The 20,862-nt window shown below is 74.8% G+C and carries 19 protein-coding genes and 1 pseudogene; 11 read left to right on the top strand and 9 right to left on the bottom strand.

The window, feature by feature from the left end:
• Positions 1–72 precede the first annotated feature (72 nt).
• The 6 genes from IE330_RS09015 to IE330_RS08990 all read right to left on the bottom strand — a co-directional run bounded on the left by IE330_RS09015 (position 73) and on the right by IE330_RS08990 (position 4,118).
• Positions 73–945 carry a tyrosinase family protein gene (locus IE330_RS09015; RefSeq protein ID WP_190135355.1) on the bottom strand — a complete coding sequence of 291 codons (873 nt, stop codon included), beginning with the start codon at positions 943–945 and terminating at the stop codon, positions 73–75.
• Between the two features lie 59 nt (positions 946–1,004).
• A complete protein-coding gene (locus tag IE330_RS09010; protein ID WP_190135354.1) occupies positions 1,005–1,415 on the bottom strand; it encodes a tyrosinase family oxidase copper chaperone in 411 nt (136 codons plus the stop codon).
• A 13-nt stretch (positions 1,416–1,428) separates the two neighbouring features.
• Positions 1,429–2,088 carry a vitamin K epoxide reductase family protein gene (locus IE330_RS09005; RefSeq protein ID WP_190135353.1) on the bottom strand — a complete coding sequence of 220 codons (660 nt, stop codon included), beginning with the start codon at positions 2,086–2,088 and terminating at the stop codon, positions 1,429–1,431.
• The gene (locus tag IE330_RS09000; protein ID WP_190135352.1) at positions 2,088–2,591 is read right to left on the bottom strand and encodes a DUF5949 family protein; all 504 of its coding nucleotides are present in this window, start codon (positions 2,589–2,591) and stop codon (positions 2,088–2,090) included. The genes IE330_RS09005 and IE330_RS09000 overlap by 1 nt, the downstream gene beginning before the upstream one ends.
• A 207-nt stretch (positions 2,592–2,798) precedes the next feature.
• Positions 2,799–3,074 carry a hypothetical protein gene (locus IE330_RS08995; protein WP_190135351.1) on the bottom strand — a complete coding sequence of 92 codons (276 nt, stop codon included), beginning with the start codon at positions 3,072–3,074 and terminating at the stop codon, positions 2,799–2,801.
• Between the two features lie 195 nt (positions 3,075–3,269).
• Positions 3,270–4,118, bottom strand: coding sequence for a hypothetical protein (locus IE330_RS08990; protein WP_190135350.1), 849 nt, complete (start codon positions 4,116–4,118; stop codon positions 3,270–3,272).
• A 666-nt stretch (positions 4,119–4,784) separates the two neighbouring features.
• Between IE330_RS08990 and IE330_RS08985 the strand changes: the two genes are divergently transcribed.
• The 9 genes and pseudogenes from IE330_RS08985 (at position 4,785) to IE330_RS08945 (ending at position 15,811) form a co-directional block, all read left to right on the top strand.
• Complete coding sequence (locus tag IE330_RS08985) at positions 4,785–4,961, top strand: hypothetical protein (protein ID WP_190135349.1); 177 nt, start codon at positions 4,785–4,787, stop codon at positions 4,959–4,961.
• Positions 4,962–4,996: 35 nt separating this feature from the next.
• Positions 4,997–6,157, top strand: a pseudogene (locus IE330_RS08980) (glycosyltransferase family 4 protein); the annotation flags it as partial.
• A gap of 407 nt (positions 6,158–6,564) precedes the next feature.
• Entirely contained in the window at positions 6,565–8,349 is a 1,785-nt protein-coding gene (locus tag IE330_RS08975) for a sugar transferase (RefSeq protein ID WP_229925497.1), read from the top strand.
• Between the two features lie 15 nt (positions 8,350–8,364).
• Positions 8,365–9,801 carry an O-antigen ligase family protein gene (locus tag IE330_RS08970; RefSeq protein ID WP_229925501.1) on the top strand — a complete coding sequence of 479 codons (1,437 nt, stop codon included), beginning with the start codon at positions 8,365–8,367 and terminating at the stop codon, positions 9,799–9,801.
• Positions 9,798–11,744, top strand: a complete 1,947-nt coding sequence (gene murJ, locus IE330_RS08965) for a murein biosynthesis integral membrane protein MurJ (protein ID WP_190135347.1) — start codon at positions 9,798–9,800, stop codon at positions 11,742–11,744. The genes IE330_RS08970 and murJ overlap by 4 nt, the downstream gene beginning before the upstream one ends.
• On the top strand, positions 11,734–12,513 hold the full coding sequence (locus IE330_RS08960) for a polysaccharide deacetylase family protein (RefSeq protein ID WP_190135346.1): 780 nt from the start codon (positions 11,734–11,736) through the stop codon (positions 12,511–12,513). The genes murJ and IE330_RS08960 overlap by 11 nt, the downstream gene beginning before the upstream one ends.
• Positions 12,510–13,742, top strand: a complete 1,233-nt coding sequence (locus IE330_RS08955; RefSeq protein WP_190135345.1) for a glycosyltransferase — start codon at positions 12,510–12,512, stop codon at positions 13,740–13,742. Before IE330_RS08960 ends, IE330_RS08955 begins: the two co-directional genes overlap by 4 nt.
• Positions 13,743–13,877: 135 nt before the next feature.
• On the top strand, positions 13,878–14,597 hold the full coding sequence (locus tag IE330_RS08950) for a YveK family protein (protein WP_229925496.1): 720 nt from the start codon (positions 13,878–13,880) through the stop codon (positions 14,595–14,597).
• Positions 14,598–14,701: 104 nt separating this feature from the next.
• On the top strand, positions 14,702–15,811 hold the full coding sequence (locus IE330_RS08945; RefSeq protein ID WP_190135396.1) for a GNAT family N-acetyltransferase: 1,110 nt from the start codon (positions 14,702–14,704) through the stop codon (positions 15,809–15,811).
• Positions 15,812–15,845: 34 nt separating this feature from the next.
• Here IE330_RS08945 and IE330_RS08940 read toward each other — a convergent pair whose 3' ends face one another.
• Positions 15,846–17,240 carry a glycoside hydrolase family 26 protein gene (locus tag IE330_RS08940; protein ID WP_190135344.1) on the bottom strand — a complete coding sequence of 465 codons (1,395 nt, stop codon included), beginning with the start codon at positions 17,238–17,240 and terminating at the stop codon, positions 15,846–15,848.
• 130 nt (positions 17,241–17,370) lie between these two features.
• Here IE330_RS08940 and IE330_RS08935 point away from each other — a divergent pair, with 130 nt between their 5' ends.
• A complete protein-coding gene (locus IE330_RS08935; protein WP_190135395.1) occupies positions 17,371–18,678 on the top strand; it encodes a carboxylate--amine ligase in 1,308 nt (435 codons plus the stop codon).
• A 203-nt stretch (positions 18,679–18,881) separates the two neighbouring features.
• Here the strand turns inward: IE330_RS08935 and IE330_RS39865 are convergent, their stop codons facing one another.
• A complete protein-coding gene (locus IE330_RS39865) occupies positions 18,882–19,808 on the bottom strand; it encodes a chaplin (RefSeq protein WP_190135343.1) in 927 nt (308 codons plus the stop codon).
• A gap of 91 nt (positions 19,809–19,899) precedes the next feature.
• Positions 19,900–20,106 carry a chaplin gene (locus IE330_RS08925; RefSeq protein WP_190135394.1) on the bottom strand — a complete coding sequence of 69 codons (207 nt, stop codon included), beginning with the start codon at positions 20,104–20,106 and terminating at the stop codon, positions 19,900–19,902.
• 317 nt (positions 20,107–20,423) lie between these two features.
• On the opposite strand from IE330_RS08925, the gene IE330_RS08920 reads away from it, so the two are divergent.
• Positions 20,424–20,684 (top strand): hypothetical protein, encoded by a 261-nt coding sequence (locus IE330_RS08920; RefSeq protein WP_190135342.1) that lies wholly within the window; start codon positions 20,424–20,426, stop codon positions 20,682–20,684.
• Positions 20,685–20,862 lie beyond the last annotated feature (178 nt).

Genomic DNA, 20,862 nt, shown 5'->3' with positions numbered 1-20,862 from the left:
CACCCCCTCCGGGGGCTTCCCCTTGCCGCCCGGCGGCCCGGCCTCCCCGGGGCGGCCACGCGCCGAGCGAGCTCACTCCTCGTACCGGTACGCCCACTCGTGTCCCACCAGGTCGCCCGGCGTGGCCCGCCAGGGCGGCATCGGCTCGTCCCGGGCGAGGACGCGCTGGTACTGCGGTTCGCCCAACTGCGGCGGCCGCAGGGGAAGGTACTGCGCGGCGTCCGGGTGGCGCCGCCGCCACCGGGACCACAGCAGGTCCACGAAGGCGTGGTGCAGCCAGAACACCGGGTCGTTGACCGAGCCGCCGCCCAGCATGTGGCCGCCGACCCACCGGTGCACGCGGTTGTGGTTGCGCCACCGCTCGTTGCCGCGGCCGGGCGCCCAGCCCTCCAGGACGTTGCGGAACCCGCCCTTCGACGTCGAGTCCCAGGGCTCCACGTCGTAGCGCGTCTCCCGGAGGGCCCGTTCCACGTCGTCGGCGGTGGGCAGGTCGAGCGGGTCCGGGGGGTTGCCGAACGCCCGGGTGAGGAACGCCCCGTCCGTGACGGACTCCTTGATCGTCCAGTTGCCCCCGCCGTGCGCGAAGGGGCCCGTGAGCACCTGCCGGTCGCGGGCGCGCCCGTCGCCGCCCATGAAGTCCTCGCCCCACAGGGACGCGGCGGGTGTACGGTCACGCGTCCAGTCCCAGTACGGGACGGTGACGGCGGCGTCGATCCGCTGGAGCGCCCGCTCGAAGTCGAGCAGGAACCGGCGGTGCCAGGGGAAGAACGAGGGCGCCATGTGGGCCACCCTGAGCCGCCGTTCCCCGTCCGCCACGTAGAAGTCGATGTGCCTGCGGACGAACTCGTCGTACTCGCCCCTGCGCTTCAGGCTCAGCACCGCGTCCACGAACCTGCGCCGCTCGGCCCGCGTGAGACGGCTCTGGTTCTTGCGTGTGTAGGTCACCCGTTGTGCCCCCTCCGGCTCTTCCGGGGCCCTGGCCCCGGTGTGACGCCCCCGCGCCGTCAGTGCGTGTGGCCGCGCAGCGCCTCGCCCGCGCCGAGTTCGTCGACGGCGCCACGAGCCGCCTCGCGGGGCGTCCCGTACGCCGCGTAGTGGTCGACCATGCTGAGGTAGCTGCCGTCCGCCCGGCGCATCACGCCGAGCCGCCGGCCGTCGACCGTGACGTGCCAGTCCCCCGGCGCCCGTCCGTCGCCGGACGCGAGCGGTACGCCCTGGATGTGCCGTCCCCGGTACGTCTCCTCGAAGGCGCCCTCCTCCGTGGCCGGGCGCGCGTGGTCGGTGCGTCCCGTTCCCCGCCGGGTGTACGCGCCGCGCAGGACGCCCACGGCGGTGAGCGTGGCCACGGCCGCGACGCCGAGCAGATGGCGGCGCCCCACCCGGTGCGTCAGCGGCGTACCGGCCCGTGCTGTCATGCGTGCCCCCTCGTCAACCGGTCCAGAAACTCCACCACCGCGTGAGGATCAACAGGGCGACGCCTCCGAGGTGCATGACCGGGAGGGCCCAGGTGAAGTCCTCGAAGAAGGCCCTCAGCCCGCCCGGCACGGGCAGCAGCCCCTGGCGGACGGTGAAGGAGGTGACGTACCAGAACATCAGGGCCGTCGCCGCCCACGCCAGGCAGCACCACAGGCACAGCGCGTTGATCCGGTACAGGGACTGGAACTGCAGCCAGGTGCAGAAGACCACCCCGCCCAGCGTCCCCGCGTTCAACGCCAGCCAGAACCAGCGCGGGAACCGCGCCGCCCCCAGCAGGCCCACGCCGACGCAGACCACCACGGCGTACGCCACGAGGCCCAGCATCGGGTTCGGGAAGCCGAACACCGCGGCCTGGTCGCTCTCCATGACGCTGCCGCAGGACACCACCGGGTTGAGGCTGCACGCCGGCCGGAAGTCCGGGTCCTTCAGGAGCGCGAACTTGTCGAGCGTGATGACCCAGGACGCCAGCAGCCCCGCCGCCCCGGTGCCCACCAGGAGCAGCCCCAGCGCCCTGCTCCCGGCGACCGCGCGCGCGGGGGGAGTGCCGTCCGCCCGGGACGCCTCCCGTACCGTCTGCGCGGGGACCGTGGCGGTGCGTACCCCGGTCCGCATCAGTCGCCCGGCCGCGGCAGGGGGAGGAGACAGTGCGCGGCGTTGGTCAGCGTCTCCTCGTCACCGGCGAAGTCCCGGAGGCTCTGCTCCGACACAGGGGTGCCGGGCGCGCCCTCCGGCCACGCGCGCGTGGTCATCAGGAAGTACGCGTGGCCCCGGTCCCGCGCCGCGGCGAGCCACTCGGGCGGCACGGCGCACCGGGCGTTGACGTAGGTCATGTTCACGACTGCCTCCCCGCCCTCGACGACGAGGCTCACCGGCAGCCGCGGGTCCTGCGCGCCGTCGAGCACGGGCCCTCCGACGGGCAGCCCCGCGCTGTGCAGCAGCGTGCCGACGGCGTTCGCCGTGGTCTCCGGGCCGCCCTCGGCGTCTCCGAGGGAGTAGGCCATGAGGAAGGCCATGTCCTGTTCCTCTTCGGGGTGTTCGCCGCTCCAGGCGATCACCCCGAGGGTGCCCAGGTCGGCCGCCCGGAAAGGGAGCCGCCCGCTCGGTGGTGAGGTCATGGACGGAACCGTAGCGATGCGTGCGCGGCGGTTTTCGCAGCACGTCCCCTAAGTGGCGGATCCACCGTTCGGCTCCACCCGATGGTGTCATCCGATCGAACCTGAAGACGATTCGCGACGCTTGCCGTCACCCCTGCGAAAGACGGGTCCGCGGAGCGCTCCACGGACCGGCCTTCGGTTGCTTTCGGGGGTACGCCGTCACGTTCCTTACTTGCCGAGCGGAAGGCCGCCGAGGAGTTGCGTGGGGCCGCCCTTCCCGGTGAGGCCCTCGGCGGCCTGCTTCACCACGTTCACGACGGGGCTCTTGGCCGGCGTCTCCTGCGCACCCGGGTTCAGCGGCTGCGCCTTGGGGGACTGACCGGACAGCGACTCCAGGCCGCCGTTCAGGCCGGGAGGCGTCAGACCACCGGCGAAAGCGGGTGCTGCGGCACCCAGAACGGCCATGGATCCGGCGAGGACGGCGGCGGCCTTGAGAGGCTTCATCGTGTTCCCTTCTCCGGCGACTCGCGTCACCTGTAAACGTCACCGATCAGGCCTTTACTGCCTGTGCTCCAAGGAATAAACGCCTGTGCAGTCTCCCCCAGAACAACGAGCGGAACTCGGCCCGGAAACCCCCGCGCACGCACTCTCCCGAACCCACGCGTGCGAAGGAAGCGCCGCATCCTCGTATCAACCGGCCTAATAACCGGGCGATTCGTGTGATCCGCTGAAGACAACGCCCTGCCCGTCATCCGCCGAGGCTTTTCCATGGCCCGCGGATTTCGGCAACGGGGGCAGACCCGGAAGATTCGGAGCGGGCAGCTTCCCGGTGAGCAGAACGGCGACGACCGTGTTCACCGCACCGGCCACCACGTCCTTCACGGATGTCGCGACGGCCGCCGCGTCTCCGGACGCGGACGCCTTGAGCAAAGCGTCCACGGCCCTCCGGAGCTGCTTCACCGTGTCGTCCTTGATATCGCGCGGAATGGCACGGTCCGCGTACGCGGTCTCCTCCAGGAAGGAGAGCCGCTGGAGCGTGTCGGGGGTTGGGAGGGTGGCTTGTGGCTGTGGAGGGGCGGCCGGGGGTTGCGGAGAGGTGGCCTGGGGCTGCGGAGGGGAGGCCTGGGGTTGTGGCGGGGTGGCTGAGGGTGGGGAAGAGGTGGCCTGGGGCTGCGGCGAGGCGGCTGGCGGTTGCGGGGAGGTGCCCGGGGGTGCCGCCTCGGCCGTCTTGAGCTTGTCGAGGGCCTCCCGCACGGCGTCCCCGAGCTTCTTCGCCTGCTCCGGCTCCAGTGTGCCGCCCTCCGCCTTCAGGACCTGGGTCACGAGGTCGGTGACCGGCGTGAGCACGGTGCCGAGGCCCCCCAGTGCCGTCGCCTGGGCCAGCAGCTTGTCCGCTTCCGGTACGGGAGCACCGGCGGCGGGCGGGTCCTGGCGCGAGGCGGCCTGGAGAGCCAGGACCGGTCCTGTCACACCGAGTAGAAGCGTCGCGCAGAGCGCGGTGGTCGTGATGCGCCGTGCCGCGGTGCGCCGTACGGATGGAGCGCGCATGGTCGTCCCCGTCTGATGGCTCGTCGGATCTTGTGATCACTGTGAGAGGGCCACGCGGCCGTCGCAACCGAGCCGGAGCGACGGAGCGTCAGATACGCGCCTCGCCAACGCTGTTCGGGCAGGTCGCGGGCGCAGTCCCGGTCCTGGAGGGATCGTCGTGGGGGGCTACGGCCATTCGAGGACGCCGCCACGGAGGTCCCGGTCGTGCTCCCGGCGGCGGGGGTGGTCGTCAGCCGGTCGCGTTCAGCAGCTCCCGCCGCCCCGTCGTACGACGATCACACCAGCGGGCTGCGCGGAGGCGGAGTCCGCGCGGCGGAGCCCGGAGTGGGGCGTCCTCCGGACGAGTGAAGGATTCTCGGCTCCATTCCGGTGATCCGACTGTCGCAACAGTGGCCCGGTGACACCCCCGCCCCCGCACAACACGGCCTTGTCGCGCGCCTCTTAGACGTGCTCTGACCCTTGATTTCACCGCGTCGACACACGTTCCGGGCTCGCGGGAATGTCCTGCGCGGCCAGCTACTGTGGCGCTTCCTCGCGAGGGAATTTCAGCCATATTCGTGCACATTCGCACGATTGGTTGCCGCTTCACCGCTTGTCGTACCTACCTACAGCACCCACAGTCCGCCACGTGCTCCACCCGCACCACCCCACCGTGTCCCGACCGTCGTGATCCCACAGTTCGCAGAGATCCGCACCCTCCGGAAGGCCACCGCCGTCATGCGTCACTCGCCGGGCCTGCGTCGCGTCCTCACCGACCCCGTCCTCGACCACCGCTCCGGCTCGGCCACCGGTACCCGCTCCGGCCCCGACGCCGGCTCCGGCTTCGTCGGCGTGTGGCGGTGAACGCACCGTCCCGCACACACCTAGGGGAATCGCGCATGCAACTGGCTCCGACCGACCGGCCCCCGCGTGTCCTGCACGTCAGCCAGCCCGTGGACGGCGGTGTGGCCCGCGTGGTCCAGGACCTCGTGGCGGCCCAGGCAGCGGCGGGTGTTCGGGTCCATGTCGCCTGCCCCGACGAAGGGTTCCTGTCCCGGGGAGCCGCCGGGCACGCGCGCGTGCACCCGTGGGCGGCGACCCGTTCCCCCGGCCCCCGCCTGGCTGCCGAGGTGCGGGACATCGCCCGCGTCGTCGCTGCCGTACGCCCCGACCTCGTGCACGCCCACAGCGCGAAGGCCGGACTGGCCGCGCGGCTCGCCGTGCGCGGGCGCGTGCCGACCGTCTTCCAGCCGCACGCCTGGTCGTTCGAGGCCGTCGGCGGAGTGACCGCTGACCTGGCGCGGGCCTGGGAGCGGTACAGCGCCCGGTGGACGGCACGGCTCGTGTGCGTCAGCGAAGCGGAACGGCGCACCGGCGCCCGGGCCGGGGTGCGGGGCCCGGCCGTCGTGGTGCCCAACGGCATCGACCTCCGCCGCCACCGGCCCGCCGACCGCCGGGAGAGCCGGGCGTCACTGCCGCTGCCCGATTCCGTACGGGCTCCCGCGACGCCCCTGGTCGTGTGTGTCGGGCGCCTCTGCCGGCAGAAGGGGCAGGACGTGCTGCTGCGGGCCTGGTGCGCCGTCGCCGCGGAGGTGCCGGGAGCGCGGCTCGCCCTGGTGGGCGACGGGCCGGACGCCGCCGCGCTGCGGGCGGCGGCGGACCCGTCCGTGCTGTTCGCCGGGGCGGCCGACGACGTGGCGCCCTGGTACGGGGCCGCCGACCTGGTCGTCCTGCCGTCGCGCTGGGAGGGCATGGCACTGGCCCCGCTGGAGGCCATGGCCTGCGCACGGCCCGTGGTGGTCACCGAGGTCGACGGCGCGCGCGAGAGCCTGCCGCCGTCCCTGGTGCCGCACGTCCTGGTACCGCCCGAGGACCCGAGGGCCCTGGCCCGTGCCCTGGTCGCCCTCCTCCGGGACCGCCCGCTGCGCGAACGGCTGGGGGAGCAGGGCCGCGCCCATGTGGAGGAGCGCCACGACGTGCGGCGCACGGCGAGCACGGTCGAGGGCGTCTACCGCACCCTCCTGGCCGGATCGACACCGGCCCCGGCCGGATCGACACCGGCCCCGGCCGCCTCGCCTTCGGCCCTGTGCGCGGTGGTGACGCGGCACGCGCCAGTCCCGCCAAGCGCGACCGGCACTCCGCACACGACCGGCACACAACGCACGCCCATCACATGCTTCCTGCCCGACCCGAAGCACACGACCGTCACCCCGGACACGGCTGCCACCCCGGACACGACCGCTGTGTCGGACACGACCGCCACCTCCGGCAGGCCCGTCACCTCCGGCACGAGCGTCACCTCAGGCAGCTCCGACACGCCAGACACGGCCGCCACGCCAGGCACGGGCTTCGTACCGGACACGGGCGTCGTACCGGACACGGGCGTCGTGCCGGACGCGGCCGTCACCAGCCGTGCGGCAGTCCCCGGCCGCGCGGCAGTCACCGAGCACAGGGAGTCCAGCAACCCGTGAGTGCGGAACGAACCGTCGCCACCTCCTCAGAGGAGCTGCGGCAGGGCCAGCAGGGCTTCGCCTCGGCCGTCGTCGTGGCTCCGCGGGACGCACGGGGCCCCCGCGTCGGCCCCGGCGTCCGGCAGCCGTACCGCCAGGGGCCACCGGGTCCGCTGGTGGCGGCCGACGTCACCGCGGCGGTGCTCGGCGCGCTCGCGTACGCGGCCGCGACCCGGTCCGGTACGGCCGCGACGCTGCTGGTCGGGGCGTTGCTGACCGTGACCGTGGGCGCTCTCAACACCCGCGGCGGCCTGTACCGTCCGGCCCGGCTCCCCCGGGCACTCGACGAACTGCCTGCCCTGTGCGGGCGGGTGGCCGTCGCCTGGTGCGTCACGCTGACGTGCGTGACGGCCCTGCCCGGCGCCGTCGGCGGGTCCGGGCGCGCCGCGGTGGACGCCGGGCAGTTCTTCGCGAGCGCCGCACAGCTCGCGCCGCTCGCGCCGGGCGCACTGTTCACCGCGTGCGCCGCCCACTGCGCCCTGAGCGTGGGCAGCCGCGCCCTGGTGTACTGGCGCCGCCGCGCGAGCCTGTTGCGCGGGCCGCGCCCGGTCCTGGTGCTCGGCGACGGCGCGCACGCCCGCGGGGTCGCCGGGGCCCTGCTGCGCCACCCCCGGTGCGGGGTGCGCCCGGTCGGGGTCGTGTGCACCCCCTCGGACACCGGTACGTCCGCCCCGGCCGAACCCGCGTCCCCCGCCGCACCTGCGACCACCACCGGGCCCACCGCCTCCGCCGGACCCACGGTCTCCGCCGACGCCGAGGCGTCCGACCGGCCCGCCACCGCCTCCGGCCGCACCGGCACCAGCACTACCGGAACGGCCAGCCCTGCTAGTACCACCAGCACCACCAGCACCACCGGAACCGCTGACTCCGTGCCCGCGCCCGCGCCCACCCCGACCGCCCCCGAGGACCCCGGCCAGGACGCTCCCCCCGGCCTCCCCGTGCTGTCCACGCCGGACGCCCTGCACCGCGCCGCCATCCAGAACGACGTACGCACCGTACTGATCGCCGCGGGCCCTGCGGACGCGCGTGAGCGCTGGCTGCCGACGCTGCACGCGCTCGGCTGCGACCTGTGGGAGCTGGCTTCGGCGCCGCCCGGGCCCACGGTCCCCGCCCAGCACATCGCCGGGTTCCCGTGCCGCCCGCTGACCTCCGGCGGCCGCGGCGGGGCGCGCCTGCGCAAGCGGGCCCTCGACGTCGTGGTCTCGGCCGCGTTGCTGCTGCTCGCCGCACCGGTCCTCCTGGTGTGCGCCCTGCTCCTGCGCACCCTGGAAGGGCCGGGTGTGGTGTTCCGGCAGGAGCGGGTGGGCATGGGCGGGCGTCGGTTCACGCTCCTGAAGTTCCGCACGCACCGGCCCGCGGACCCCCAGGAGGCGGCGACCCGCTGGAGCGTGGCCGACGAGGACCGCATCAGCCCGTACTGCCGGTTCCTGCGCCGGACCTCCCTCGACGAGCTGCCGCAGCTCTGGAACGTGCTCCGCGGCGACATGAGCCTCGTCGGGCCGCGCCCCGAACGCCCGTACTTCGTCGACCGGTTCAGCCAGCAGTACCCCGACTACGCGCGCCGCCACCGGATGCCCGTCGGCATCACCGGGCTCGCCCAGATCCACGGCCTGCGCGGTGACACGTCCATCGAGGACCGGTGCCGCTTCGACAACGCGTACATCGACGGCTGGTCCTTCTGGCAGGACCTGTGCATCCTGCTGCGCACCCTGGGCTGCCTCGTGCGGCACACGGGGAGCTGAGGCGCCGTGTCGACCGTGCTCACCGGGCGCCTGGCCGCCTACGGGACGGGACCGCTGACCGCGCTGCGCCGCCACGCGCCCGTGCTGCCCGTCGTCCTGGTGGTGGCCCTGCTCGCCCTGCCCGTGTCCCCGGGGACCGCGGGCTCCCCGCAGGCCACCGCCGCCGACGCCGCCTCCGGTCTGGTCGTCGCGTACTGCGTCCTGTCCGCCGTGCGCTCCGCCCGCCGGCCCCTGACCCGTGCCGCGGCGCTGCTCTTCGGGCTCCCGGTGCTCGGCGTCACCCTGGCCGCGTGCGCCGCTCCCACGGGCGGTGCCGCGCTCGCCGGGACCGCCCGCTACCTCCAGGTCTTCGTCCTCGTGCCGCTCGCGGTGCTCGCCCTCGTCCGCGACAGCCGCGACCTGCGCGTGGTGGCCTGGTCGTTCGTCGGCCTCGCGGTGTGGCAGGGCGGGATCGGGGTGCACCAGTACCTCACCGGGACCGGGGCCTCGTACATGGGGGAGGACATCCGCGCGGTCGGCACGTTCGGCCCGACGGACGTCATGGGGATGGCCACCGTGGTCTCGTACGGGGTGGTGTGCGCCCTCGCGCTCGCCTTCCGCCCCGGCGCGCCCCGCCGACGGGCCACCGCGGGGCTCTGCGCCGCCCTCCTCCTCGTACCGCTGGCGCTGTCCTTCAGCCGCGGCGCGTGGATCGCCACCGCGGCGGCCTGCGGGACCGTCCTCGTGCTCGCCGGGGTACGGCGCGCGCTGCGGCTCCTGCTGGCCGCGACGGCGGCGGCCGTCGTCCTGGTGGGCGGCTTCGGCCTGGGGTCGCAGATGCTCCAGGAGCGGCTCGGCAGCATCACCCAGGTCACCGACGCCCCCGACCAGTCCGTCACCGACCGGTACACCATGTGGGCCGCCTCCGTGGCCATGTGGCAGGAGAAGCCCCTGACGGGCGTCGGCCTCAAGGGCTTCCCCGAGTACCGCGACAGCCACGCCTCCGTCGCGCTCTCCTCCGGCAGCGACACCGCCGGCGCCGGCCAGGGCTTCCAGCGCCAGCCGCTGCTGTCCCCGCACAACATGTACCTGCTCGTCCTGAGCGAGCAGGGGGTCGTCGGCCTGGCCGCCCTCGCCGGGTGCTGGGCCGGGCTCCTCGCCCGCTGCCTGAGCCGCTGCGTCCGCCTGCGCCGCACCGCCGGGGGCGAGGACCGGCTCGACTGCGCCCTGCTCGCCTGCGGGCTGCTGGTCTGGCAGATGGTCGACTTCCTGTACGCGGACATCGGCGGCCCCTCCACGGTCCTGACGGCCGTGGTGCTCGGCCTCGCGGGGTGGTGGGGCGTCGGGGCCCACGGACGCGAGGACGCGCCCCGAGCGCCAGCGGCACCAGGAGCGTCAGGAGCGCCACAGGCACGGGGCACGGCGGACGCCCCGGGGCACGGCGTACGGCCCCTGGAGGCGTCCCGGTCATGAGCACCGCCCCCGACACCAGCGGCCAGGGGCTGCTCGGCGCGCCCACGCCCTCGCCCGCGCCGCCCCCGGACACGCAGCGCTCACCCGCGCTACCTCCGGACGTACAGCCCCCGCACGCGCCGCCCTCAGCCACGCCGCCCTCCACCGCCGCGCCTCCGGAACCCGCTCTCCCGAAGAGACCGCTTCCGGAACCCACCTCCCTGAAGGCACCCCTGAAGGCCCCTGCCCCGGACCCCGCCCCCCTGAAGACACCGCTTACGGAACCCGCCCCCCTAGGGCCCCCGATCCCCGACCCCACCCCCCAGAAGCCCCCCTCCACCCCCGCCCTCCCCAGCAACGGCTTCCTCGCCAAGGCCGCCCTCGTCACCGCCGCCCTCTCCGTCGCCGGGTCGCTGCTCGGGCTCGGGCGGGACCAGGCGCTCGCGCACTTCTTCGGGGCCGGTACCGACACCGACGCCTTCCTGGTGGCGTGGACCGTGCCGGAGATGGCGGCCACCCTGCTCATCGAGGACGGGCTCGCCTTCTTCCTCGTACCGGCGTTCAGCCTCGCCCTCGCGCGGCGCGCGCACGGCGGTGACCGCGACCCGGTGCGCGCCCTGGTCGCCGCGTCGCTGCCGCGGATGAGCCTGTGCTTCGCGGCCGCCGCGCTCGTCCTCGCCCTGACCGCCCCCTGGGTGGTGGCGGTCCTCGCGCCGGGGCTGCCGGACCGCGCCCTTGCCGTGGACTGCACCCGGCTGACCGCGACGTGCGCCCTGTCGTTCGGCCTCGCCGGGTACTGCAGCGCCGCCCTCCGCGCCCACCAGCGCTTCACGGTCCCGGCCGCCATCTACGTGGTCTACAACGCGGCCATCATCGGCACCCTCGTCGTCCTCTCCGGACAGTGGGGCGTCCGGGCGGCCGCGGCCGGCGTGGCCCTCGGCGGCGCCCTCATGGTGGTGGCCCAGGCCCCCTCCCTGTGGTGGCAGTTGCGCGCCCGCCCGGACGCCGGGCCCCAGGACGCGCGCCCGGACGCGACCCGGCTGATGACGGCGGTCATCTGGACTGTGCTGCTGTTCGCGCTGCTGCGGCAGTCGCAGGTGCTCATCGAGCGCTTCCTGGCGTCCTCGCTGCCGGGCGGCGCCATCTCGCACCTGAACTACGCGCAGAAGGTCGCGCAGATGCCGATGGCGCTGTCCCTGATGCTGTGCACGGTCACCTTCCCCGTGGTGGCCCGCGCGCTCGCGGACGGGCAGCTCGACCGGGCCCGCGACCGCGTCGAGCGCGACGTGGTGCTCGCCGGGTGCGTGGTCCTGCTCGGCGCCGCCGCCGTGATCGCGACCGCGTACCCGCTGAGCCGTCTCCTCTTCGAGCGCGGCGCGTTCACCCCGCAGGACACCGCCGCCACCGCCTCCGTCATGCGCGTGTACTCCCTCGGCCTGCTCGGCCACACCCTCGTGGGCGCCCTCGCCCGGTCGTACTTCTCCGCGGGGAGCGTCACCTGGGCGCCGGTGACCGCGATGGGCATCGGCATCGTCATGACGGCCGGCCTCGGCTTCCTGACCGTCGGCACCTGGGGCGTGCACGGCATCGCCGCCGCCAACGCCGCGGGCATCTGCGTCACCGCCGTCCTGCTGCTGCACGGCATGGGCCCGCGCACCGTGCCCGTCCGCACCCGCGGGCTCGTCGCCCAGCTCGCCCGGCTCGTCCTCGCGGCGGCCGCCGCGGCGACGGCGGGCGCCCTGTGCGCGGACGCGGTCGGCTCGCCCGTGCCGGCCCTCGTGCTCTCCGGCGCGGTGGTGCTCGTGACGTTCGCCGTCGTCGGCCGGGTGCTCGGCGCCGCGCCCCTGCTGCCCGTGGCCGCCGCCCTGGCCCGCACGGCGGGCTCCCTGGTCCGCGCGACCGGCTCCCTGGTTTCCGTACTCGGCACCGTCACACGAAAGCTGGCCTCCCGTCATGTCCGTTGACACCGCACGTACGACACCCCCCTCGCCCCCTCCGCCCCGGCGCGCCGCCGCACCCGCCTGGATCGCGATGTACCACTCGGTGGCCGAGTGCGCCGACGACCCGTACGGCATCACCGTCTCGCCCGACCGCCTCGACAGCCAGCTCGACCGGCTGCGGCGCCGAGGGCTGCGCGGCGTCTCGGTGGCCGAGCTGCTGCGCGCCCGCGACGAGGGCCGGGCTGACGGCCTGGTCGGCCTCACCTTCGACGACGGCTACCAGGACTTCGTCGACCACGCCCTGCCCCTGCTGCGCCGCCACGACTGCACCGCCACCCTGTTCGTGCTGCCGGGCCTCCTGGACGGCGACAACGCCTGGGACCCGCTGGGCCCCCGCAAGCCGCTCCTGGACGCCGACGGCGTACGCCAGGCCGCCGACAGCGGCATGGAGGTCGCCTCGCACGGCCTGACCCACGTCGACCTCACGCGGGCCGGTGACGAGGAACTGGTACGCGAGGTGCACGGCAGCCGCGCCGCCCTCACCGAGCTGACCGGGACGGAGGTCGCGGGCTTCTGCTACCCGTACGGCTTCGTGGACGCGCGGGTCCTCGCCACCGTGCACGACGCCGGCTACCGCTACGCCTGCGCCATCGCCCCCGGGGACCTCGCGGGGGACCTCGCACTGCCGCGCGTCCACATCGGCCAGCGGGACACCGCCGCCCGCCTGTGGCTCAAGGAGCGGCTGAACCGCCGCCGCGGCCGCACGCTGCCCCCGCCGGCGGTGACCCGATGAGGGTCCTGCACGTCATCACCGGGCTCGGCACCGGCGGCGCCGAGCAGCAGCTCCGGCTGCTCCTGCGCCACCTGCCCGCCGCCTGCGACGTCGTCACCCTCACCAACCCCGGCGCCGTCGCCCGCCAGCTCACCGCCGAGGGCTTCCGGGTCACGCACCTCGGTATGTCCGGCAACCGCGACCTGACCGCGCTGCCCCGCCTGACGAAGCTCATCCGCGCCGGCCGCTACGACGTGGTCCACACCCACCTCTACCGGGCCTGCCTGTACGGGCGGATCGCCGCCCGCCTCGCCGGGGTCCGCGCCGTCGTGGCCACGGAGCACTCGCTGGGGGAGTCGCAGATGGAGGGCCGCCCGCTGACCCGCGGCGTGCGCGCCCTGTACCTCACGGGCGAACGGCTCGGCCGGGTGACCGTCGCGGTCTCGCCCGCCGTCGCGGCGCGGCTGCACCAGTGGGGCGTACCGCGGCAGCGCATCCACGTCGTGGCGAACGGCATCGACGCCGACCGCTTCCGCTACGACGCCCGGGCACGGGCCGCGACCCGGCGCCTCCTGGGCCTGCCCGACGACGCGTTCGTCGTCGGGGGCGTCGGGCGCCTCGTCCCCGGCAAGCGCTTCGACGTCCTGCTGCGCGCCGTGGCCCAGCTCCCCCACGAGGTACGGCTGCTGCTGGTCGGCGCGGGCCCCGAGGAGGACGAGCTGCGCACCCTGGCCCGGCAACTGCGCCTCGGCGACCGGGTGCGGTTCGCGGGCGAGGTCTGCCACGACCGGGGCGAGGGCGCCCCGGGGACCGGCCACGACCAGGACGAGGGCTCCGCGTGGGCGGAACCCTCCGGGACCGGCCACGACCAGGGTGGTACGCGGGCGCAAGGGGCGGCCCCGTCCGGCCCGGCCGCGCCCGACCTGCCCTCGCTCCTGTCCGCCATGGACGTCCTCGCCTCCCCCTCCCCCGAGGAGGCCTTCGGCCTCGCCCTGGTGGAGGGCCTGGCCAGCGGCCTGCCCGTCTTCTACGCCGACTGCCCCGCCATCGAGGCCCTGCCCGCCCAGGACCGCGGCCCCGCCGTCCCCTGCGCCAGCGACCCGGACGCCTTCGCCCGCTCCCTGTACGCGCTGCTCACCGACGGGGTCCCGCCCCGCGAGACCGCCGCGGTGGCGCACCACTACAGCGTCAGCCGCAGCGCCACCCGCCTGATGCACGTCTACGAGCGCCTGCTCACCCCCCAGACGTGAACGGGCCCGTACGCGACCTGGCCCGCGCGGAACCGGACCGCACCCGACCGGTCCGCACGCGCACGCGATCGCACCCGCATGAAACCGCACACGAACCGGTCCGCCCGAGCGGCCCGACCCCGGAGGTTGCCCCCGATGAGTGATTCCCCCCGCGCGCGCGAGCGGCTCGTCCGCGTCCGCGACCGGCTCACCCGGCTGCCCCGCTGGTGGCCCCTGCCCGCCTGCACGCTCCTCGGCGCCCTCGCCGGCGGCGGGTACGGCGTGCTGCACACCCCCGAGTACACCGCGACGAGCTACGTCATCGCCGTCCCCCAGGAGCGCACCGACCCGACGACCGCCCTGGGCTTCGCGCAGGCCTACGGACGCGTCGCGACCCAGTTGGCCGTCCTGGGCGACGCGCAGGTCGAGGCCGGTCTGTCGCCCGCCCGGCTGCGGGAGTCCGTGCGCGTGGCCACCTCGCCGGACGCGCCCATGATCGCGGTCACGGCATCATCGGCCCGTCCCGCCCAGGCCGCCACCACCGCCAACGCGGTGGCGCGCGCCCTGACGGTGAGCGCCAACCACACCAAGAAGAGCACCCAGGTCAAGCTGCTGCCGTTCTCCCGGGCCCTGCCCCCGTCGGCGCCCTCGTCGGTCTCCGCCCCCGTCAGCGCCCTCGTCGGCATGTCGGCGGGGGGCCTCCTGGGCGGCCTGGTCCTCCTCGTACGCCCCCGGCGCGGCGAGCCGGCCCCCGCGGCGGCCGTGCCCGCACCGGCCCCGGAGGCGGGCGGGGAAGCCGCCCCGAAGGCGCCCCGGGAGGCCGCCGACGAGCCGCTCGGCGTGTGCGCCCGGCGGTTCCCCGGAGGTGCGCGGTGACGCCGGAGAGCGAGCGCCTGGCCGCCGGGCCCCGGGCCGAGCCGTCGCCGCCGGGCCCCCGCCGGCCGGTCACCGCACCGCCGCCGTCCGCCCGCCGCCTCACCGTGGACCTGTGCGTACGGGACGACGAGTTCGCCCTCCTGGGCCCGGCCTGGGCCCGGTTGCACCGGGCGTCCCCGGCGGCGACCCCCTTCCAGAGCCACGCCTGGCTCGCCTCCTGGTGGCAGTCGTACGGCACCCGTGGCCGGCTGCGGGTGCTGCTCGTCCACGACCGCGGCACCCTCGTGGCCGCGGCGCCCCTGATGCGGGTCCACGCCCCGCTGCCCGCGCTCGTCCCGCTCGGCGGCGCCATCTCGGACTTCACCGACGTCCTCGTCGACGAAGCGGCCGACGCGACCGACGAGGGGGCGGGGCAGGTCCTGTCCGCCCTGGTCGACGGCCTCGCGACGCTGGCCCGCGGGGCGCTGCTCGACTTCCGGGAGGTGCGCCCCGGCGCCTGCCTCGACCGGGTGTACGAGCGCTGGCCGGGGCCGCGCCGCGTCCTGGCCGACTCCCCGTGCCTCGAACTGCCCCCGCTCCCCATGGAGGAGCTGCTCGCGCGCCTGCCCACGCCCCGCGCCCAGCGCGTCCGCGCCAAGCTGCGCAAGCTGGCCAAGCTCGGCGTGGAGACCCGCGTGGTGCCCGCGGACGACGTACCGGAGGCACTGCGCACCCTGCTGCGCCTGCACGAACTCCAGTGGCAGGGGCGCAAGGTGACGTCCGAGCACCTGCGGCCGCGGTTCCGCGAGCACCTGACCCGCGCGGTGCAGCCGATGGTCGCCGCGGGCGACGCCGTCGTCACCGAGTTCCACCTGGACGGCGAGGTGGTGGCGGCCGACCTCACCCTGCTCTCGGACCGCCTCGCCGGGGGCTATCTGTACGGGGCCCACCCGCGGCTGCGCGAACGCAAGGCCGACGTGGCGACGATGCTCCTGCACGCCTGCACGCACCACACCGCGGGCGACCACCCGCGCGCGCTGAGCCTGTTGCGCGGTACCGAGTCCTACAAGCAGCACTGGCGGCCCGATCCGGTCGTCAACCGCCGCTATCTGCTCGCGCGGACGGCCACGGCGCCCCTGCTCGCCGCGGCCGTCTCCGGGGCGGCCGCCCGCCGGGCCGGCAAGCGGCTGCTCGACGCCCGGCGGGCCCGTCGTGGTGACGCGGCCACGGGCTGAGCCCGCGCCACCACGACGCGCGAGGGGCGGCGGCCTACCGGCCCGCCCCGTCCCCGCGGGCCCCGTCCCCGGTGCCGTCGTCCCCGCGCCACCAGTCGAACCGCAGGCAGAGCTTCCCGCCCAGCCAGTACTCGACCCAGTCGCCGAGTTCGAGCGGAGCGCACTTGGCGGGCTGCGCGGGCTGCGAGGGCTGGGTGGGCTGCGGCGGCTCGACCGGCCGGGGCCCCGGCCCCTCGCCCCGGCCGGTCAGCAGGGCCCGGTAGACCGCCGCCGACTTCGGGTTGGACCCGCACTGCCACACGCCGTGCGGGCAGTAGTCCGTGAGCGTGTTGTAGAGGGGTTTCTTCTCGTCCATCCACGCCAACATGCGGCGCATGTACGTGGGATTGTCGCCGTTGCGGAAAAGCCCCCACTCCGGAAAGGAGATGGGCTTCTTGTGCTCCGCCGCGAAATCGGCGTGGAACTGCAGTCCGTAGGGTTCGGACACCTGCTCGTCGAACGAGAGCCCTTCCGGCTGGTCGTAGGAGTCCATCCCGATGATGTCGACGACGTCGTCCCCCGGATAGCACCGCGGCCACGGAATGGCGTCCCGGCCCCGGCTCGGCGTGAAATCGAACCGGAATTTCTGCCCCGGCACCTCCCGCATCACCGTGACGATGCGCCTCCAGTACGACTTCCAGGCCTTCGGGGCGGGCCCGCACCGGTGGGTGTACGTGACGCCGTTCATCTCCCAGCCCAGGACGATCACCGTGTCCGGCACGCCCAGGCCGACCAGGCGCCGGGCGAGGGTCCGGTAGTGCTCGTCGAACTCCCCGGCCGCCCCGCGCCGCAGTTGGGCGCGGACGACGGCGTCCTCGACGCCGTCCTCGTTGCGCTCCAGCATCGGCACGTTCAGCACGAACAGCCGGTCGTCCCGCTGGCGCCGCCACTCGGCCCAGCTCTCCAGGAAGCGCGGCGCCCCCGCGATGTTGCTCCACCGGTCCCCCGGCAGGTACGTGTGCCCCACGCGCAGCTTCGCCCCGCCCAGCCACCGGCTGAGCCCGTCCATGCGCGAGACGCCGCGCGGGCCGTAGTCGAGGTACGCGCCGAAGGCGGGCCAGGCGGGGGACGCCTCCGAGTCCGGTGGCGCGTCCGGGGCTTGGGGCACGGCGGGCGCGGCAGGGGCAGCAGGTGCGGTGGGGTCGCCCGGTCCGCCGGAGGCCTCAGGGGCCGCCGGGGCGTCGGAGGCGCCGGGGCCGGGGGGAGCGGCCGGGGGCGACGGTTCGGCGGGGGCCCGGGCCACGGGGCCCATCGGCGAGAGGTGCCGTGCGGCGCTTTCCCGCCCGCTGTCCACCGTGTACCCCGGCCCGCACGTGACCACGGACGCCATAATGATTCCCCCTGCGACAAACGCCGCGTGCTTCGCGCGTCGGCGACCGTATGGGGTCATGAAACCTCCTCGTTTCCGCCTGCCGCGACTGACGCTCAGTCATATATACATGTGTATTGCGCCAAACGAGTTCCTAACCCTCGGTTCCGAGAGATCGCTCCATTTGGGCGAGCGAAGAGTAAGGGTGAAAGTGCAGCGTCTCGACACACGCGTCCCGGCGGTTCTGCTGCGGACCGACCGGAATTCCTTTCACCACGGAACGCTGGGAGCGGTGCGCTCGTTGGGCCGCGCCGGAGTCGAGGTGCACCTGGTGGCCGACGACGCCCACACCCCCGTGTCCCGCTCCCGCTACCTGCACCGACTGCACCGGCCGGCCCGGCCCGACGCGCCCCTGACGGAGGTCGCCGCCACCCTGCGGCGGGTGGCCGCGGACCTGCGCGCCCCGGCCGTCCTGATCCCCCTGGACGACGCGGGCGCCCTGGCCGTGAACACCCTGCGGAGCGAGCTGAGCGGACCGTACCTGCTCCCGGAGATGGCGGACGGCACCGCCGAGAGCGTGGCCGACAAGGCGGTCCTGGCGCGGCTGTGCGCCTCGGCGGGCGTACCGCACCCCCGTACGGAGATGCCGCGGTCGGCGGGTCAGGCGGCCGACGCCGCGCGCAGCCTCGGCCCCACGGCCGTGGCGAAGTGGAGCCGCCCCTGGTGCCTGCCGCGCGGCGCCGGGCTGCACAGCACGGTCCTGGTGCGCTCGCCGCACGAGGCGGCGGCCCTGTTCGCCCGTGGCGGGGAGGCGGGCTGTCCGCTGCTGATCCAGGCGTTCGTGGCGGCGCGGGGCGGCGCCGACTGGTTCGTCCACGGCTACGTGGGCCGCGACGGCCGCGTCCACGCCGGCGGGACGGGCCGGAAGCTCAGCGCCTGGCCGCGCTCGGCGGGGATCACCGTACGCGGCGAGTGGACGCCCAACCCGGCGCTCCAGGAGGCGGCGGCCCGGCTGCTGACCCGGATCGGCTACCGGGGCGTCTTCGACCTGGACTTCCGTGCGGACGCGGCGACCGGCACCTACCACCTCCTGGACTTCAACCCCCGGCCGGGAGCGCAGTTCCGGCTCTTCGCGGACGCGGCGGACCTCGACGTCGTGCGCGCCCAGCACCTGGACCTGACGGGCCGCCCGGTGCCCCCGTCGAGCCCGCTGCCCGGCCGCACCTTCGTCGTGGAGAACTACGCCCCGCTGTCCGCGCTCCGGCCGGGGCAGCGGCCGGCCCCGCGGGAGCTCGCCTGGCACGCCGACGACGACCGCGCGCCCGGCCAGGCCCTGCGCCGCCTGTGGAGCCGCCACGCCCTCGGCAAGTTGGGCGGCCGCGTCCCGCGGCACCTGCGCGGGCCGTGGCTGCGCGGTCCCGTACGCCTGCCGCGTCCCGCACCGCCGGTGCTGCCGGGACCGGCGTCGGGCCGGGAGGGGGCGGGGGCCGGGTGCGACCGAGCGGGCCGCGGCGGCTGACCGCCGGGGCGTGCCCCCGACGGCTCGTGGCGACGGCCCCCTGACGTACGAAAGTGGTGGGGGGGGGGCGACTCGGGGGAGTCGCCGCACCACTACGAACGGCTGGCTGGGGCCGGGGCGGATGCGGGGAGGGGGACGGGGGTGCCTTCGGTGACGAGCGGATGTCTCCGGTGGAGCGGGGGGTCTGCGGTGCCGGGTCCGGGTCAGCGACGGGCCGCCACGCGGCCGCGCCGGTAGAGCACCGCGCCGCCCGCCAGCAGCCCCGCGCTCATGAACGCGGCCGTGACGAGGCTCACATCGAGGCCCGTCTCCGCGAGGGCGTCCGCACTCGGCACCATGTCCGGCGTGACGTCGGGCGCTTCGGCCCGGTCCACGGTCCGCGGCGGGACGCGCGGGTCGGCCTCGTCCACGGGCTGCACGGGGTGCTCCGCGGGCGGCTTCGCGCGGTCCGGGTGCCGTGGCGGCTTCGGCTTGTCGGGGTGCGGGGCGAGCGGCCCGGGCTCGGCGCCGTGGGTCTCACAGCGGTTGCCGAGCGCCGGGTTGAGGACGCCCACGACGTCCACGGTGTTGCCGCAGAGGTCGAGGGGCACGCCGAGCGGTGCCATGAGGCTGTTGCCCGAGAGGAGCCCGGAGGAGCCGTGGGTCTCGCTCTTGGCCGTGCTGCCGCCCGCGGACGCCGAGGACACGGTCCGGGGCCCCGGCGCTTCGGTGTGCCGGTGGGCGTGGTCGGGGCCGGGGTCGCCGTAGCCCCTGGGGCCGTGCTCGTCCGTACGGTCGGAGGTGCCGCTCGCGGGGCCGCGGTCCGGGGCGTCGTGGCGGTCCGGGCCGTGGGTCGGCGGGTGGTGGGGCGTCACCTTGCGGGGCGGCGCGTGGTGGTGCGGCGCCGGCTGCTGTCCGTGGGCGCAGTCGTTGCCGCCCGTGGGGTTGAGGGCCGCCGCGGCGTCGGCGGTGTTGCCGCAGACGTTGACCGGCACGTGCACCGGCGCCTGCACGTTGTTGCCCGACAAGAATCCGGGAGAACCGTGGGCCTGTCCGCTCGCGTCGGCGGCGAAGGCGGACGAGCCGGACAGAGACAGGATGCTCGACGCCGCGGCGGCGGAGAGCATGCCTTTGCTGAGGGCCTGTCGCAATCTAGTGATCTTCCTCTGTGCGGTGGAGCCGGCCCCGGGACGTCTGGGGTCCCGAGGCCGGTGCAGACGCGGCGCCAGAGCCGCGCGCTTCTCAGTCGTTGACGCAGGTGTTGCCGGCCACCGGGTTCAGCAGGCCGACGACGTTGATGCTGTTGCCGCAGGCGTTGACGGGGACGTGCACGGGCACCTGGACGACGTTGCCCGACAGGGAACTCTCCGAGTCCTTGGCGGTCGAGCCGTAGGTGGCTCCCTGAGCCCCGGCATCGGCATAGGCAGTGGCACCCGTGGCCAGAGACATGACGGCACCGGCGACCAGCGTCGCGCTCTTCCTGAGCTTCACTTGGCTTCCCTTCGGGTCACACCGAGTTCTCTCCTGAGCCTGTTCAACGAGGAGAAACGCATGAGGAAACCGCAGGATCGACGCGATGACGCCTTTCCCCCGTTTGCTGCGACGGGTACTTCTTTCCGAAAATCATTCATTTACGCTCCTCCGGTTACCGCGCAGCCCATATGGCCCGTGCAAAACATCACGAAGGAGTGAGGCGGCGGCGCATTGCGAATTACCGGAAACGAATGCGGAGATTCTGAGTTCTGGATGCCCGTTCCATGCAGGGGATGGGCACGACCATTCGACTCGGAGAAAGCATGATGAAGAAGGTTGTTACTTGCGCGGTCGTCGCCGTGGCCGCGCTGGCGCTCGGTACCGGCTCGGCCGCCGCCGACTCCTCCGTCAAGTCCGACGACCGTGAGGTCGTCGCGGCCAAGCGGGGCGGCGGCGACTGGGACAACGTCCGCGGCTCGTCGGGCGGCGGCATCTACAGCGGCTCCAAGCACCACGGCGCCTTCCTGATGACCGACGACGCGGACGACGACTGACAAGAGGTTCGCACCTCCCGGCGGTCCCGCGTCCGACGCGGAAACGGCACGAGGCCCCTGATCTTTCCGATCAGGGGCCTCGTGCTGCGACGGAAGGCGCAGGGCGCACCCGGTGAGCCTCTGGAAGGACGCGTGGAGCCTCCAGCCCCCGGAAGGACGCGTGGGTGTTGGACCGCCG

Origin of the sequence: Streptomyces longispororuber (assembly GCF_014656095.1) — a bacterium.
In the GTDB taxonomy this organism is placed as follows: Bacteria; Actinomycetota; Actinomycetes; order Streptomycetales; family Streptomycetaceae; genus Streptomyces; species Streptomyces longispororuber.
The sequence above is the reverse complement of the archived record's forward strand: the minus strand, read 5'-3'. Positions and strand labels throughout refer to the sequence as shown.